Here is a 16,601-nt window from a genome sequence, read left to right on the forward strand (position 1 = left end):
TTGCAACATCCGATATCAACGAAAAAGGGCGACCATCGCGGCCGCCCTTTTTCTTTAACTATCGCGTTTGGTCGTGTTGCGTGCGACCCGGCTTGATGCCACCAGCTTGCGCTGTTTTTTGGGTGTGGTTTTCTTCTTGCCTGCAGCCTTGGCACCAGGCTTGCTGCCCGGGTTTCCCCCACGGGGGCCACCACCAGATGCACCGCTTTTATCCTTTGGATTGGCGCGGAAACCCGGTTTGGTGCCGTGACGGTGGCTGCGATCACCGGGGCTGCCACGGCGCTTGCCACGTCCACGCGGCCGTTCGATCAGGTCCCGGTCGGTGATATCGGCATGTCCCGCCAGACGCAGCGCAAGCGATCCGGTTGCTGCATCCGCCTCGGCAATGCGGACAACAACATCATCGCCCAGACGGAATGTCTTGCCGCGATTTTGCCCGACCAATGCATGTCCGATGGCATCATGCACATAATAATCATCGGGCAGGGTGGAAATCGGGACGAGACCATCGGCACCGGTTTCCTGAAGCGATACGAACAGGCCAAAATGCGTGACCCCCGAAACACGTCCGGGGAATTCCGCGCCGACCTTGTCGGCCATATAGGCCGCGACATACCGGTCAACCGCATCACGTTCGGCCATGGCCGCCCGTCGTTCGGTGCCGGAAATGTCTTCGCCGATCTGCTCGAACCGTTCGCCATCTTCGGGCGGTAATCCGCCTTCGCCGAGTTTCAGGCCCGCAATCAGTGCGCGATGCACCAGAAGATCGGCATAACGTCGGATCGGGGATGTGAAATGGGCATATTTCTTAAGGGCCAGACCAAAGTGCCCGATATTGTCCGGGCTATACATGGCCTGTGACTGACTACGCAGCACGACCGTGTTGATCAGCTCGGCTTCCGGGGTGTCCTTGGCCTGTTCAAGGATGCGGTTGAAATCGCGCGGGCGCAGGACCGCCCCCTTGTTCAGCTTGTATCCAGCCCCTTCAAGGAATTCATGAAGGGCCTCAAGCTTTTCCTCGCTTGGCGCATCGTGAATACGATACATGCAGGGTTGCTTGATCCGTTCAAGTTCCTCGGCCGCACAGACATTGGCCGCGACCATGAATTCCTCGATCAGCTTGTGGCTGTCAAAGCGTGCCCGTGGGGCAATGGCAATGATCTGGCCCTTGTCATTCAGCTCGATCTTGCGTTCCGGAAGATCAAGTTCCAGAACACCGCGCCCTTTGCGGGCTTCAAGAAACGCCTCATACGCCCCGTAAAGCGGCTTGATAATGGTTTCAAGCAATGGCCCCGTTGTGTCGTCGGGATAACCATCCATTGCGCGCTGAACCTGATCATAAGTCAGGCGTGCTGCTGATCGCATCATTCCGCGACAGAATTTGTGTCGCAGTTTGGTGCCGTGCCGGTTCAACCACATCTCGACGGCCATACAGCCGCGATCTTCATGCGGTACCAGCGAACACCAGCCGTTTGACAATTCAAACGGCAACATCGGCACCACCCGGTCCGGGAAATAGCAACTGTTGCCGCGCTTTACCGCTTCACGGTCGAGCGCGTCGTGCGGGCGTACATACCAGGACACATCGGCAATCGCGACCATGATGTGCCAGCCGCCCTCGTTTTCCGGATCAGGATCGGGTTCGGCCCAGACAGCATCGTCAAAGTCGCGCGCATCCGCACCGTCAATCGTCACCAGCGGAATATCGCGCAGATCGGTGCGCTTGCCCATTGGTGTTGCCTTGGACTCACGCGCCTGCAATTCGACCTCGGGCGGGAATTCAAACGGAATACCGCGCGCATGGATCGATACCAGACTGATCGATTTCGGTTCGTTGATATTGCCCAGAACCTCTGTAATCCGGCCTTTGCGCAGGCCAAAATGCTTGCCTGGGAGAATTTCGGTCAGAACCAGCGAACCACCTTCAAGATCGGGATGGTCATCCAGCGGCACGGCGATCTCGCCGCTATCCTTGCGGTCTGTCGGCACAACCCGGCCTTCGCGTTCATTGGGGCGGAAAATGCCCAGAACGCGTTGCGGGCCGCTGCCCAGAACCCGCATGATGCTGGCTTCATAGGTCTGCTTGCCGGTATAGCGCAGTTTGGCAAGGATTTTATCGCCAATTCCCGGTGCGCTTGGTCCGCCACGCCGGATCGTTTTCACGTAAATGACCGGTGGTTCGTAATCTTCTTTCCAGACATTGGGACGGGCAATTACCTCGCCATCATCATCAATGCCGATGATTTCCAGTACTTCAACCGGCGGCAGGCGGTCGGGTTTGTCAAACCGTCTGCGGCCCTTGACCACGTCACCACCGATTTTCAGATCCCTCAGGATCTTTTTAAGCTCGATCTTCGCTGCACCCTTGATGTTGAAGGCGCGCGCAATTTCGCGCTTGCCCACCGGGGTGGGGCTCATATCGATGAATTCCATGATCTGTTCCCGTGTGGGGAACGGGGTTTTATTTTCTGTGTCGTTCGCCAACTTCGCGGCGTCCTTTCAAATATATCGTCAAGAAAAGGAAGGCGGCGATTAGTTCGCCGCCTCTTTCCTGATTGTTTTTTTCGCTGCGGTTTTCTTTGCAGCGGTCTTTTTGGCGGCTGGCTTCTTGGCTGCCGATTTTTTCGTCGTTGTTTTCTTTGCTGCGGTTTTGGTTGCCTTGGCCGGTTTTCCCGATTTGGCTTCCTTTTCCTTCAGTGCCGCAATGGCCATTTCCAGCGTGACATCTTCCTTGTTGGTGTCACGCGGCAGATTGGCATTGGTTTTCTTGTGTTTGACAAACGGACCCCAGCGGCCATCGGCTAGGAATATTGGTTCGCCGTCATCGGGATGTTTGCCGATTTCCTTGCCTGCTTTTTCGCGCTTATCCGCAATCAGGGCAATGGCACGGTTTTCTCCAACCGTCAGAACGTCATCCTCGGCCTTAAGCGATGCAAAAATGCTGCCCGCCTGAACATAGGGGCCAAAACGGCCGACATTGGCTTTAATTTCCTCGCCCGTATCGGGGAATACGCCCACCAGACGCGGCAATGTCAGCAATTCTTCCGCCTTGGTCAGATCGACAACCGATGGCTCCAGACCTTTCGGAAGCGACGTCCGCTTCGGCTTGACCTTTTTGGGTTTGCCGTTCTTGCCTTCAACTTCTTCTTCTTCACCCAGTTGCACATAAACGCCATACGGCCCTTTGCGCAGCGTGATTTCCTTGCCGGTTTCCTTGTCGATGCCAAGCACCTTGGGCCCGGAATCAAGTTCGGAATCACCGCCATTTTCATTGGCAACCAGCGGACGGGTAAAGTTGCATTCCGGATAATTCGAACAGCCAAGGAATGCGCCGAATTTACCAAGCTTGAGGCTCAGCGTCCCTTCGGAACATTTCGGGCATTTATGCGGGTCCGTACCATCTTCGCGCGTCGGGAACAGGTAATTTTCCAGCATCACCTGAAGCGCATCAAGCACATCGGTGATTTTCAGTTCCTTGGCTTCGTCAACATTGCCCTTGAAGGCCGACCAGAACTGGTTCAGCACATCACGCCATGCAAGGCTTCCGTTTGAAACGTCATCAAGCTGGTTTTCCAGATCGGCCGTAAAGTTGTACTGCACGTAACGTTCGAAGAATTTCGACAGGAACGCCGTGACCAGACGACCGCGGTCCTGTGCGATAAAGCGGCGCTTGTCCAGCGTCACATAATCGCGATCCTGCAACACCGAAATGATCGATGCGTAGGTCGACGGACGGCCAATCCCCAGTTCTTCCATTTTCTTGACCAGGCTCGCCTCGGTATAACGGGGCGGGGGCTGTGTGAAATGCTGGTCGATACTGACTTTGCCAAGATCGGGCTTCTGGCCTTCGTTCAAAGGTGGCAGACGACGATCATTTTCGTCTTCTGCCTCGTCATCCTTGCCTTCCTGATACAGTTTCAGGAAACCGTCGAATTTCACGACCGAACCATTGGCGCGCAGAACCACGTGATTGTCATTCGATGACAGATCAACCGCGACCTGATCGAATTTGGCATCTTCCATCTGGCAGGCGACGGTGCGTTTCCAGATCAGGGTATAAAGCGCAAGCTGATCCTTATCCAGGTGACGCGCAACCTGATCAGGGCGACGGAACAGGTCCGTCGGGCGGATGGCTTCGTGGGCTTCCTGCGCGTTCTTGGCCTTGTTGGCAAAGCTGCGCGCACTTGGTGGCAGGTAATTTTCACCGTAATCCTTGGAAATCAGGCGGCGTGCTGCTGCCAGTGCCTCGCCCGACAGCACGACCGCATCGGTACGCATATAGGTGATCAGGCCAACTGTCTCGCCACCGATATCAACCCCTTCATAAAGGCGCTGTGCCAACTGCATGGTGCGTTTCGCGCCAAAGCCCAGCTTGCGTGACGCTTCCTGTTGCAGGGTCGAGGTGGTGAAAGGCGGCTGCGGACGACGTTTGACATCTTTGCGCTCGACCTTTGAAACCGTATAGCTGCGGCTTTCGACCTTTTCCTTGGCAATCGTCGCTGCACCCTCATTGCCCAGTGCCAGCTTATCAAGCTTCTCACCGTTCAGATGAGTCAGACGCGCGGTGAAGTTGCCCTCAGGCACCTTGAAACCGGCTTCGAGTGACCAGTATTCGTCGGGGCGGAATGCTTCGATCTCAATCTCGCGCTCGCAAATCAGGCGAAGGGCGACCGACTGAACACGACCGGCCGACCGTGATCCGGGCAATTTGCGCCACAGAACCGGCGACAGGTTAAAGCCCACCAGATAATCAAGGGCACGGCGCGCCAGATAGGCATCGACCAGTTCCTGATTAAGCTCGCGCGGATTGGCAATCGCGTCGGTAACCGCTTTTTTCGTGATCTCGTGGAACACAACGCGATGAATATCGCGACCGCGCAAAAGCTTTTTCTGTTCCAGAACTTCCAGAATATGCCATGAAATCGCTTCCCCTTCGCGATCCGGGTCAGTCGCGAGATAGATGGTATCGGCATCGCGTGCAGCCGATGCGATCTCGCGGATCTGTTTTTCGGAACGGCCATCGGTTTCCCAGACCATCGCAAATTCGTTGTCGGGATCAACTGATCCATCTTTTGACGGAAGATCGCGGATGTGACCAAACGAGGCCAGCACCTTGTAATCGTCACCGAGATATTTATTGATCGTCTTGGCTTTGGCCGGGGATTCGACGATGACAAGATTCATTACGTTTTTCGTGTCCGGTTCTTGCGCCCTGGGGCGAAAATGTATGTCGTGCTGCGAATGATCCGAATGTCCGACACATATATATAGTGTGATCGTATTTCAGATCAGATTGCGCAAATTGCGGCAAATCACAACAATATTGTCGCAGCACAGATGTCTGCGACACTCATTCGGCGATACGCGATACCCTATTTCCGGGGTGACGTTCAACCCTTCCTGCAAGCTCAAGCTCAATCAGCATGGTCGAAATCACATCGGCAGGCATGCCAGAAGCCCGGATAAGCTGGTCAATCAGAAGCGGACTGGACGACAATAATTCAAGTATATGGTCCGTTTCACGGTCTCCGTTTCGGGTCGGGGCAGGGACCCCTGTTTCTTCTTGGTTATCAATGCTTTCCGGGGTGTCGACGATGATCACGCTTTGGGCATCGCGTTCGATGGATTTGGTGATGTCGCTGAAATCATCTGATGAACTGGTTGTGGTTGTCGCACGGCCGTCGATGGCAAAATGATGAATTCCTTCACGCAGATGGTTGTTTTGTTCGGAAACACGCAAGGCATCCAAAATCACATCAACGGAGTCGCACAGGATCGCCCCGTCACGGATCAGGCTGTTGGGGCCTGCCGCACGCGGATCGGTCGGACTGCCTGGAACGGCAAAAACATCACGTCCCTGTTCTCCTGCAAATCGGGCGGTAATCAGCGATCCGGAATTGCGTCCGGCCTCGACCACGACAACGCCATGCGACAGGCCGGAAATGATCCGGTTGCGCCTTGGAAAATGCCGTGCCTGCGGATTAAGTCCCGGTGGCATTTCCGAAATCACGCAGCCATTTTCGCAAAGCTTGCGATACAGATCGGCATGTTCACGCGGATAGATCACATCCACACCCCCGCCCAGAACCGCGACGGTGCCGCCATCCGTATTTGCGACTTGCAGGCAGGCATCATGAACCGCGCCATCAATCCCGCGTGCCATGCCCGATGCGACAACATATCCCGCGTCGCACAGGGCGGCGGATAACCGCCGTGCAAAACCGCACCCATTGGCCGATGCATTGCGGGCACCGACGATCCCGATGGTTGGCCTGGTCAAAAGTTCAACACGACCCAGCGCATAAAAATAGGGTGGGGCATCCTCGATCGCGGCCAGCATCACCGGATATTCCGGATCACCGATAATCACCGGCTTGGCATCGCAGGCGCGCGCTTGTTCAATTTCGGCAATCGTGTCTTCGCGCGTTGCCAGAACAATCTGTCGTTTGCCACCTGTGCGCGCGATGATATCGGGCAGGACATCAATGGCATTGCGTGCCGATCCGAACCGCTCGACCAGCTTGCGGAATGTGACCGGGCCAACATTGGTACTGCGCGCCAGTCGCATACGTGCGAGGCGTTCAGATTGCGGTAATCGTATCGGTTGTTGCATGTTTGAAACCATAACGCCCGGATTGTGATCATCCGGGCGTTGTTTCGTCAAGCTATTCCAACTGCATAGCTTATTCTTCGCTGGTGGCTGCGGCTTCTTTTTTCTTCTGGCCGATTTTCGGCTCTTCGCCTTTAAGAAGGCGGCGGATATTGCTGTGATGTGCAGCCCAGACAATCACCGCAAGGAAGATTGCAAGCCATCCGGCACCGGGATCATTGGCGATCAGGAAGGCCGCAATCGGGGCGGCAATCATCGCAATCAGGGCCGAAAGCGATGAAATGCGGAAAATCAGCGCCATGACAAGCCACGTCGCTGCCGCGACAACCCCCATGATCCAGTTGACCGCAACAAGGGTCCCAAGGGTGGTGGCAACACCCTTGCCGCCCTTGAAACGCAGCCATACGGGGAACATGTGCCCGACAACCGCGGCACCACCAGCAAAAATACCGGCCTCAGCATTGACAAAATGGGTAAATAGCAGGGCTGCTGCCGCACCCTTGCCGACATCGCCGACAAGTGTCAGGAATGCCAGAAATTTGTTGCCGGTACGCAGTACGTTGGTCGCGCCAATATTGCCCGATCCGATCTTGCGGATATCGCCAAGTCCGGCCATCCGCGTCAGAACCAGGCCAAACGGGATCGAGCCCAGCAGATAACCGCAAACGGTCGCAATCTGCAGCGACATCAGGGTTGCCTTGTAAGTGGCATCAAGTTCCATATTCACGCGCCTTCCGCGACAGAGGGATCGGCAAAAACCTCGCGACCATCAATGATGGTGCGCAGGACACGGCCTTGGGTAAGGCGGCCGTCAAATGGCGAGTTTTTCGATTTTGACTCGAACTGATAAGGATCGATCTTCCATGGGCGATCTGGATCAAACAGCACCAGATCGGCCGCTGTCCCGATTTCAAGCGTACCGGCACCCTTGATGCGTACCAGTCCCGCAGGGGCGGTTGTCAGCTTGGTAATCACATCAAGCATCGACATGTGCCCGTTATGATAAAGCTCTAGCGTGATCGGCAGAAGTGTTTCAAAACCAACACCACCGGCGGCGGCCTGCGCAAAAGGCAGGCGTTTGGAGTCAACATCCTGCGGATTATGGTCCGACGCGATGGCATCAATCGTGCCATCGGCAAGGCCTGCCACAATCGCCTGACGGTCGTCTTCGGACCGAAGTGGGGGCGACAGCTTGGCAAAGGTCCGGTAATCCGAAACCGCATTTTCGTTAAGCGCAAAATAGAACGGGGCGGTATCGCACGTGACCTTAAGGCCGCGTTTCTTGGCCTTGCGGATCACCTCGACCGACTCTCCTGTCGAGATATGGGCAAAATGCAAACGTCCGCCCGTCATTTCAACCAGCCGCAAATCGCGCTCTATCTGCATGACTTCCGCAAGGGGTGATACACCGCTAAGACCAAGGCGCGTGGCAAGTTCGCCACTATTCATCGACGCCCCCCTGGAAAGTTCCGGTTCCTCGGGATGCTGGACAATCATGCCGTCAAAGAAAGTCGAATAAGATAGCGCCTGTCGCAGCAACCGGGCACTGGCGATGGTTTTCACGCCATCGCAAAACGCCACTGCACCGGCCTGATGCAAAAGGCCCATCTCGGTGATTTCGCCACCCTCAATGCCCTTTGATACCGCGCCATAGGCAAAAACCTTGGCCAGGCCAACCTTACGTGCCCGGCGTGCGATAAATTCGACACCGGCCACATCGTCAATTACCGGATCGGTATTGGGCAGTGCGATGATCGTGGTGATCCCGCCGGCTGCCGCCGAACGACCGGCGGTTTCGATGGTTTCCTGATGTTCGAACCCCGGATCGCGCAATTGTGCGCGCATATCGACAAGCCCGGGCGCAAGACACGCACCCGCAGCATCAACAATCTCGCAATCCTTGGGCAGGTTTTCGCGGGTGACCTGCGCACCGCAATCGATGATCTTGCTGTTTTCAATCAGGATGCCGCCCGTACTGTCGGTCTGTGCCGCCGGGTCAAGCAAACGGGCATTGATGATGGCCTTACGGCCCGTACCCTTTACGCGAATGGCTGGGGTCATGCCTGGCCTCCTGCCTGTCTGTGGTTCTGGACCAGCAATTCAAGGGCGGCCATGCGTACCGCAACCCCCATTTCAACCTGTTCGCGGATGACGGATCGTTCGACGTCGTCGGCGACTTCGCTGTCGATTTCCACCCCGCGATTCATCGGGCCGGGATGCATGATCAGCGCGTCGGGCTTGGCATTGGCAAGCTTGGCGCGATCAAGGCCATGGAAATGGAAATATTCGCGGACCGACGGGATAAAGCTTCCTTCCATGCGTTCAAGCTGAAGGCGCAGCATCATGACGATGTCGCAATCCTTAAGGCCTTCTTCCATGTCATGGAAAATCTCGACCCCCATCCGGTCGATCTTTGACGGGATCAGGGTCGGCGGCGCGACAAGGCGCACGCGCGATCCCATGGTATTAAGCAGCAGGATATTGGACCGGGCGACGCGCGAATGCGCGATATCGCCGCAGATCGCAACATTAAGCCGATGCAGGTGGCCCTTGTGGCGGCGGATGGTCAGCGCATCAAGCAACGCCTGTGTCGGGTGCTCGTGGCGGCCATCCCCGGCATTGAGAACCGCACAATTGACCTTCTCGCTCAGAAGCTTGACCGCACCGCTGTCACCGTGACGGACCACAAGTGCATCGGGGTTCATGGCATTGAGCGTCATTGCCGTATCAATCAGGGTTTCACCCTTTTTAACCGAACTGGTGCCGACCGTCATGTTTATGACCATCGCCCCCAGTCGTTTGGCGGCAAGTTCAAACGATGTCAGCGTTCTGGTCGAATTTTCATAGAACAGATTGACGACCGTGGCCCCGGCAAGAATGTTGCTGGTCTTGTCTGCGGTGCGGTTCTTTTCCGCATAATGCTGCGCACGATCAAGAATAAGGGTGATTTCCCCCGGGGTAAGACCTTCGATACCGAGGAGGTGAGGGTGCGGATAGTGATCCGCCGCTGGTCCCATGACACTCATGGCGTTGCACATATTCCTTAAATGGTATGGGCAGAATTTCGCGCGGAGCATACCCAATTGCCCCTGCCACGGAAAGTTAAAATATTGCCCCAACATCCTGACCGAATGGTCAATATTTCGCTTGGTTTACATCACACCACATGCAGCAAAACCGCAAGGATCGGAATGCTGACAATCGCGACAAGCGTGTGAACCGCAATGATGCTGGCCATCATCGGGGCGTCACCACCCATCAGGCGCGCCAGCACAAACGCACTCGCCGAACAGGGCAATCCGGCATACAGCACAACCGCCGCCAGTTCGACCTGCGGCAGGCCGAGCAAAAGGCAAAGCCCCGCTGCAATTGCCGGGCTGATGACAAGTTTGCCCAGCGTGGAAAATCCGACCGGCCCTCCGGCGCGTCGTGCCGCCGAAAGATCAAGCCCCGCACCAACCGCCAGAAGCCCGATCGGCAATGCCGCACGCCCCAGAACTTCCAGAAACGGTCCAAGCACTGGCGGCAGGCCAAATCCCGTCATATTGATCCCAATGCCAAGAACACACGCCATCAGCAACGGATTGCGCAGAACATCGCGCAAAAGCGATACCGCGCCGGGCGTGCGGTCATTATCCCCCCAATGCGCGCAGGCCAGAACCGACAGCACATTGACCGTCGGCACGACAAGGGCAACGCACAGGGCGGTCACCGTTAAACCGGCTTCGCCCAGAAGGGCCGCGGCAACGGCAAGTCCGATATAGGTATTGGGCCGGATGGCGCCCTGAAACAGAGATGAAAACGCCGGATTGCCGACTTTCAGAACCGGCTTGGCGATCAGGATAAGAACGGTGCATATGAAAACCGTGCCCAGCATCGCAGTCGCAATTCCCGCTAGTGGCAGGCTGCCCAGATCGGCGCGCGCTGTATTGGAAAACAGCAATGCCGGGAATGTCACATAATAGGTCAGCTTTTCCGCCCCTGGCCAGAACGCATCAGGCAGGAATTTGCGTTGCCGCAGGATGAAGCCCAGCACGATTAGGGCAAAGGTCGGTATCAGGGCGGACAGGATGGCTAACATGGGGCGCTTTCGAAAATATCTTGCCGCACGATGGGGCAGTTATTAATCGGTTGTTATGTGATTTGCTGTGATGGTTTGCATTGTAACAGTCCGGCCTGACGTCGTATCGACAAGACTGCCTGTTTCATTGCACGGACATCCTGTGATAATGGATGTCGCTCAGATAATGCGTTCAACGCACTGATTTATCAATTGAAAGAAATTCCTGCGCTGTTAGCACTGCAAACAGGAATGCAATCAGGGGAAAGCCCATGAGTCGCGCAATCGATCATCTGGTTCTATGTGTCAATGATCTCGATGCGGCCTGCGATGCTTACCGCAAGCTGGGTTTTACCGTCACCCCGCGTGCCAATCATCCGTTTGGCACTGGCAATGCCCTGATCCAGCTTGATGGCATGTATATCGAATTGCTTGCCGTGATCGAGCCGGAAAAAATCGCTGAAACCGATCTTGCCGCGCCGTTCTCCTTCCCGATTTATAACCGAGATTATCTGCGCCAGCGTGAAGGCATGTCGATGCTGGCGCTGCAATCGCGCGATGCGGAAAAAGACCGGGAGGATTTCATTGCCGCGGGTGCCGCCGTGCCCCGTGTTTTCAAGTTCGAACGCGAAGCAACCCGCCCGGATGGTTCGCTTACCGATCTGGCCTTTTCGCTGGCCTTTGCCAATCATCCGCTGTTGCGCCATGCGGTGACCTTTGTCTGCCAGCATCGACATCCGCCTCAGAATTTCTATTATCCGGAATATCAAAACCACGCCAACGGTGCCTATGCGATTGGCAAGGTATTCCTCACGCATTGGGCGGCGGACGCGGTTACGGATTTCGTCGAAGAAATCGGAACCGAGAAGATCGTCACAGCTCTGCATAGTGATGAAATGGTCACCCGGTTCGGAATTGACGACCCGGCTTTCCCTACCGATGGCTTTGCCGGTTATGAAATCATCGTCAACACGCTCGACACGATTGCCCAAGCCGCCCAGTCCATGGGGGCAATCCATAAAAAGGGCCGTCTGATCCTGCCGCCCTCGAAATTTTTCGGAACACTGATTGTTTTTACGGCCAAAGGAAAAGCCGCCTGAACAAACAGGCGGCTGATCGAAAACTCTGAAACCAAGTGGTTTCGTTTGGCTGAAAATCAGGCTTCTTCGTCACCAAATTCATCTTCATCATCGTCGTCATCAGGGTTTGCGCCCGGATCGGTATGAAGATTAAGGTTATCAAGCGCGCCTTGCAGGATATAGGCCGCAGCCGTTTTATCGACGACCTGGGCCCGGCGTTTGCGCGTCATGTCGACATCTTCAATCAGGATGCGTTCAACCGCGTTGGTCGAAAGACGTTCATCCCAAAGCAGGATCGGCAGATCGATATAATTCTGCATTTCGTCGACAAAGGCATAAACCCGGTGGCATGCCTTGCCGACCGTGCCGTCAAGTTCACGCGGAAAACCGATGATGATGCCGCCGACATTCTGCTTGGTGACGATTGCCGAAAGTTCGGCAATATCACGCGTGAATTTCTTGCGCGAAATCAGCGAATAGGGGGACGCGATCTGTAGCCCGACATCCGAAAGGGCCACGCCAATGGTTTTGGTGCCGAGATCCAGCCCCAAAACGCGTGCTGCCGGTGTCAAAAACCGCAGCAATTCCTGTGTGTCATTGCAAATCATGGCGCCCTTATAGGTGTAAGTTATGTCCTGTGCCAGAGCTAATATTTCTGATCGATCAAAAGGCCAAATGGCAAATTGTTAGCTTTTGAAAATGACGCCATATTCAGCCCGAAAATCCACCATAAGGCGATTTAACGCAGATTGTAACGCATGATTGATAAGGTTGAAGTCAATTTGGGAAGCGGACGTGCTGGATGGCTGGTTGAAGGTAAATTCAAGGTATTTTAATTTTTATTTTCCATTATTTCAATTTATAAAGTACTTCTGATAATAAAATCAGAATAAAAATAGATTATATTTTTCTTATTTCAATTTTACATAAAATTTATTATGGTTTTACTTTTTGTGAATTCAATTTTTTAGATGTATGTCAATGAATTTGGCGTCTGCTTATGGGATAAGTGGATATCCATCCTGATTGGATTGCAGTTTTTCTGAGACGAAACCTGAAAACATTGTTGGTTTTTCGTTATTTAGCAGGAGTTTGCAATGCCGTCCAAGCTTGACAAATCGCCAAAGCCAGAACAGACACATGAGCATGATTTGTTGTCCCATTTTCCCACGGCCTACACGATCCTGTGTGCTCTGATTATTGTTGTCGCGGCTCTTACCTGGGTCATTCCGGCCGGGCAGTATGACCGGGAAATGAATGAGGCGATTGGTCGTGAGGTTGCCGTTCCCGGTACATATCACGAAGTCGATCCGAATCCGCAGGGCTTCTTTGATGTCATGCTGGCACCCGGTGCCGGTTTTTATGATCCTGATAGCTATGCCGCAAATGCGATTGATGTGGCGCTGTTTGTTCTTTTCCTTGGCGGTTTTCTGGGCGTGGTAAACGCGACCGGTGCAATCGATACCGGTATTCGATCTGCGATGAAAAAGCTAAAAGGGCACGAGATATGGATGATCCCTATTTTGATGACCTTGTTTGCCATCGGGGGGACCACCTATGGCATGGCGGAAGAAACGCTGGCTTTTTATGGTCTGTTAATTCCGGTCATGATTGCAGCGGGCTACGATACCGTGACCGCGGTTGCGATCATCATGCTTGGTGCCGGTATCGGTGTTCTGGGCTCGACCATAAATCCGTTTGCCACCGTGATTGCGGCGAACGCAGCGAATATTCCGTTCACTTCGGGTATTGTGTTGCGCTTTGTTATCCTGATTTTGGGTTTGGTCATCTGCATTGCTTATGTGATGCGTTATGCCGGTCGGGTGAAAAATGACCCGTCGAAATCGATTGTTGCCAAGCAACTGGATTCACACCGGTCCTTCTTTCTGAAAGGTCATAACGCCCAAACAGACAGTGCGACCCTTACTGGTAAACAAAGCCTGATCTTGATCCTGTTCGGTTTAACCTTCGCGGTGATGATCTGGGGCGTTTCATCCCAGGATTGGTGGATGGCCCAGATGGGGGCTCTGTTCCTTGGTTCTGCGATTGTGATCGGTCTTTTGGCGCGAATGGGCGAAAAAGAAGTGACGGGGCATTTTGTCGACGGGGCGCGCGATCTTTTGGGGGTCGCCCTTGTTGTCGGGCTGGCTCGGGGGATTGTGGTGATCATGCAAAACGGCCTGATTGCCGACACATTGCTGCACGGGGCTGTCGGCAGCCTGAGCGGGCTTGGCAATCTGGCTTTTATCAACCTGATGTTCTGGATCGAGGCGGGAATGAGTTTCCTTGTGCCGTCGTCATCGGGGCTGGCTGTTCTGTCGATGCCGATTCTGGCACCCTTATCCGATTTTTCCGGGGTCGACAGGCATCTGATCGTGACCGCCTATCAGTCGGCAAACGGGTTGGTCAATCTGATCAATCCGACATTTGCCGTGGTGGTTGGCGGGCTCGCCATTGGTCGGGTGTCTTACGACCGCTGGCTGGCATTTGTCTGGCCGCTTCTTTTGATGCTGACAGTCATGATTACTGTCGTTTTGTGTGTCGGAACTTCTCTTTAGGTCCCCCGAAAGGACAGTGTCATGTCTGAAAAAATGCTCGGCGTTCATTCTGAGACCGGAACGTTGCGTCAGGTTGTTGTTTGTCGCCCCGGATTGGCCCATCGTCGTTTGACGCCGGCTAATTGTCAGGAGCTTTTGTTTGATGATGTTTTTTGGGTCAAGCAGGCCCAAAAGGATCATGATGTCTTTGCCAGTATCATGCGCAACGAAGGTGTCGAAGTCCTTGATGTCAATGATCTGCTATCTGAAACGCTTGCCATCAAAGAAGCCCGTTCCTGGGTTCTTGATCATCGCATCACTGCCGATCAGATCGGTGTTGGCGCGCTTTCGGAATTGCGTGGCTGGATGGAAGATCTTCCGGCTGCCAGCCTTGCGGAACTCCTTCTGGGCGGGTTGACCGTCGATGAGTTGCCTTTTGAGCCGACCGGCTTGTTCGGCAGCTATCTGGGGCATCATGGTTTCATTTTACCGCCATTGCCCAATGCGCTGTTTACCCGCGACAACAGTGCCTGGATTTATGGCGGGGTTACCGTCAACCCGATGTTCTGGGCGGCACGGCGACCGGAAACATTGCTTAATACGGCAATATACAAATTTCATCCAAAATTTTCGGGAAAGACAAACATCCACTGGGGCGATCCAACCCGCGATCATGGTCTGGCGACGCTGGAGGGCGGCGATATCATGCCGGTCGGGAATGGCACGGTGCTGGTTGGCATGGGCGAGCGATCTTCGCCACAGGCGGTGGGGCAACTTGCGCAGGCTTTGTTCCGCGATAACGTGGTTGAACGTGTCCTTGCCTTCCAGATTCCGAAATCACGTGCCGCCATGCATCTGGATACGATTTTCACCCTGTGCGGAGGGGATGTCGTGACGACGTTCAAGGAAGTCGCTGACGGTCTGGTTTGCTATGATATTCGTCCCGGTTCCGAAGCAGGCAAGCTGAACTTCCGTGTCGATCCGCGTCCCATCTTTGACATCGTTGCCGAGGTTCTTGGCTATAAATCCCTGCAAGTTGTCCCGACTGGCGGCAATAACGAAGCCGAACAGTCACGCGAACAATGGAACGACGGAAACAATGTTCTGGCCCTGCGTCCGGGCGTCGTCATCGGTTATGACCGAAACGACGATACCAATGCCGCCCTTGAAGCCGCAGGTATCAAGGTTCTTGCCATACCGGGCGCCGAATTGGGCCGGGGGCGCGGCGGTGGGCATTGCATGAGCTGCCCAACCATGCGTGATCCGGTGTAGGGGCCAGGCCCCAGGTTGCATAGAACGAAGGAGCCTGAAAATGGCATTTAATCTTAAAAACCGTAGCTTCCTGACCCTGAGCGATTTTTCCGGTGAGGAAATCAAGTTCCTGTTGAAGCTGGCGAAGGATTTGAAATCGGCGAAATATGCCGGCTACGAAGTTCCGACTTTGACCGGTAAGGACATTGCGCTGATTTTTGAAAAGGATTCCACGCGTACGCGGGTCGGGTTCGAAGTTGCCGCCTATGATCAAGGCGCGCGCGTGACCTATCTTGGGCCAACCGGAAGCCATATTGGCCACAAGGAAAGCGTCAAGGATACGGCACGTGTTCTGGGCCGTATTTATGACGGGATCGAATATCGTGGTTTTGGGCAGAAAGTTGTGGAAACGCTTGCGCAATATGCGGGGGTTCCGGTTTTCAACGGGTTAACCGATGAATTCCATCCAACGCAAATTCTGGCAGATTTCCTAACCATGCAGGAGCATGTCGAAAAGCCGCTGCACCAAACCCGATATGCCTTTTTGGGCGATGCTGGCAACAATATGGGTAACAGCCTGTTGATTGGTGGTGCCAAGATGGGCATGGATGTACGCCTGTGTGCGCCCAAAAACTGTTGGCCGGTCGAAAGCATTCAGCAAGAAGCACGATCGGTTGCGCGTGAAACCGGGGCCAAGCTGACCCTCACTGAAAATGTTGACGAGGCGGTCAGGGACGTTGACTTCGTTTACACGGATGTCTGGGTTTCGATGGGGGAGCCCAAGGAAAAATGGGCCGAACGGATCAAGATCCTGCGTCCGTATCAGGTGAACAAGGACGTTCTGGACAAAACGGGCAATCCGCATGTGCGCTTCATGCACTGTCTTCCGGCATTTCATGATACCACCACCAGTGTGGGGGCGGAAATCAAGGCAGAGTTCGGCCTTGATGCGATGGAAGTTACCGACGAGGTGTTCGAAAGCCCGGCATCGATTGTTTTTGATCAGGCTGAAAACCGGATGCATACGATCAAAGCCGTTTTGGTCGCAACACTGGGAGGATAAC

12 protein-coding genes are annotated in these 16,601 nt (G+C 54.6%); 4 read left to right on the plus strand and 8 right to left on the minus strand.

Features of this window, described 5'->3' with window-relative positions; translation table 11 throughout:
* Positions 1-54 precede the first annotated feature (54 nt).
* From rnr to P8T57_RS18365, 7 genes are all read right to left on the minus strand, one after another.
* Positions 55-2,484, minus strand: coding sequence for a ribonuclease R (rnr, locus tag P8T57_RS18335; RefSeq protein WP_341363950.1), 2,430 nt, complete (start codon positions 2,482-2,484; stop codon positions 55-57).
* A 48-nt stretch (positions 2,485-2,532) separates the two neighbouring features.
* A complete protein-coding gene (gene topA, locus P8T57_RS18340) occupies positions 2,533-5,184 on the minus strand; it encodes a type I DNA topoisomerase (protein ID WP_341363951.1) in 2,652 nt (883 codons plus the stop codon).
* A gap of 166 nt (positions 5,185-5,350) precedes the next feature.
* Positions 5,351-6,664 carry a DNA-processing protein DprA gene (dprA, locus tag P8T57_RS18345; protein ID WP_341363952.1) on the minus strand — a complete coding sequence of 438 codons (1,314 nt, stop codon included), beginning with the start codon at positions 6,662-6,664 and terminating at the stop codon, positions 5,351-5,353.
* A gap of 19 nt (positions 6,665-6,683) precedes the next feature.
* Positions 6,684-7,331, minus strand: coding sequence for a glycerol-3-phosphate 1-O-acyltransferase PlsY (plsY, locus tag P8T57_RS18350; protein ID WP_181849912.1), 648 nt, complete (start codon positions 7,329-7,331; stop codon positions 6,684-6,686).
* Between the two features lie 2 nt (positions 7,332-7,333).
* Positions 7,334-8,671: a dihydroorotase gene (gene pyrC / locus P8T57_RS18355; protein WP_341363953.1), complete on the minus strand. Its 1,338-nt coding sequence runs from the start codon at positions 8,669-8,671 to the stop codon at positions 7,334-7,336.
* Positions 8,668-9,627: an aspartate carbamoyltransferase catalytic subunit gene (locus P8T57_RS18360; RefSeq protein WP_341365383.1), complete on the minus strand. Its 960-nt coding sequence runs from the start codon at positions 9,625-9,627 to the stop codon at positions 8,668-8,670. Before P8T57_RS18360 ends, pyrC begins: the two co-directional genes overlap by 4 nt.
* 140 nt (positions 9,628-9,767) lie before the next feature.
* Positions 9,768-10,691: an AEC family transporter gene (locus P8T57_RS18365; protein ID WP_341363954.1), complete on the minus strand. Its 924-nt coding sequence runs from the start codon at positions 10,689-10,691 to the stop codon at positions 9,768-9,770.
* A gap of 251 nt (positions 10,692-10,942) precedes the next feature.
* Between P8T57_RS18365 and P8T57_RS18370 the strand changes: the two genes are divergently transcribed.
* On the plus strand, positions 10,943-11,770 hold the full coding sequence (locus tag P8T57_RS18370) for a VOC family protein (protein WP_063092954.1): 828 nt from the start codon (positions 10,943-10,945) through the stop codon (positions 11,768-11,770).
* A 56-nt stretch (positions 11,771-11,826) separates the two neighbouring features.
* Here P8T57_RS18370 and ruvX read toward each other — a convergent pair whose 3' ends face one another.
* Positions 11,827-12,357: a Holliday junction resolvase RuvX gene (gene ruvX, locus P8T57_RS18375; RefSeq protein ID WP_063092955.1), complete on the minus strand. Its 531-nt coding sequence runs from the start codon at positions 12,355-12,357 to the stop codon at positions 11,827-11,829.
* A 489-nt stretch (positions 12,358-12,846) separates the two neighbouring features.
* Here ruvX and P8T57_RS18380 point away from each other — a divergent pair, with 489 nt between their 5' ends.
* Genes P8T57_RS18380 through argF form a run of 3 tightly spaced genes read left to right on the plus strand, consistent with a single transcriptional unit; the run spans position 12,847 to position 16,600 of the window.
* Positions 12,847-14,307 carry a YfcC family protein gene (locus P8T57_RS18380; RefSeq protein ID WP_341363955.1) on the plus strand — a complete coding sequence of 487 codons (1,461 nt, stop codon included), beginning with the start codon at positions 12,847-12,849 and terminating at the stop codon, positions 14,305-14,307.
* A gap of 21 nt (positions 14,308-14,328) precedes the next feature.
* The gene (locus tag P8T57_RS18385) at positions 14,329-15,558 is read left to right on the plus strand and encodes an arginine deiminase (RefSeq protein ID WP_341363956.1); all 1,230 of its coding nucleotides are present in this window, start codon (positions 14,329-14,331) and stop codon (positions 15,556-15,558) included.
* Between the two features lie 40 nt (positions 15,559-15,598).
* On the plus strand, positions 15,599-16,600 hold the full coding sequence (gene argF / locus P8T57_RS18390) for an ornithine carbamoyltransferase (protein WP_341363957.1): 1,002 nt from the start codon (positions 15,599-15,601) through the stop codon (positions 16,598-16,600).
* Position 16,601 lies beyond the last annotated feature (1 nt).

The organism is Thalassospira sp. SN3W (assembly GCF_038070535.1).
Taxonomy (GTDB): Bacteria; Pseudomonadota; Alphaproteobacteria; order Rhodospirillales; family Thalassospiraceae; genus Thalassospira; species Thalassospira xiamenensis.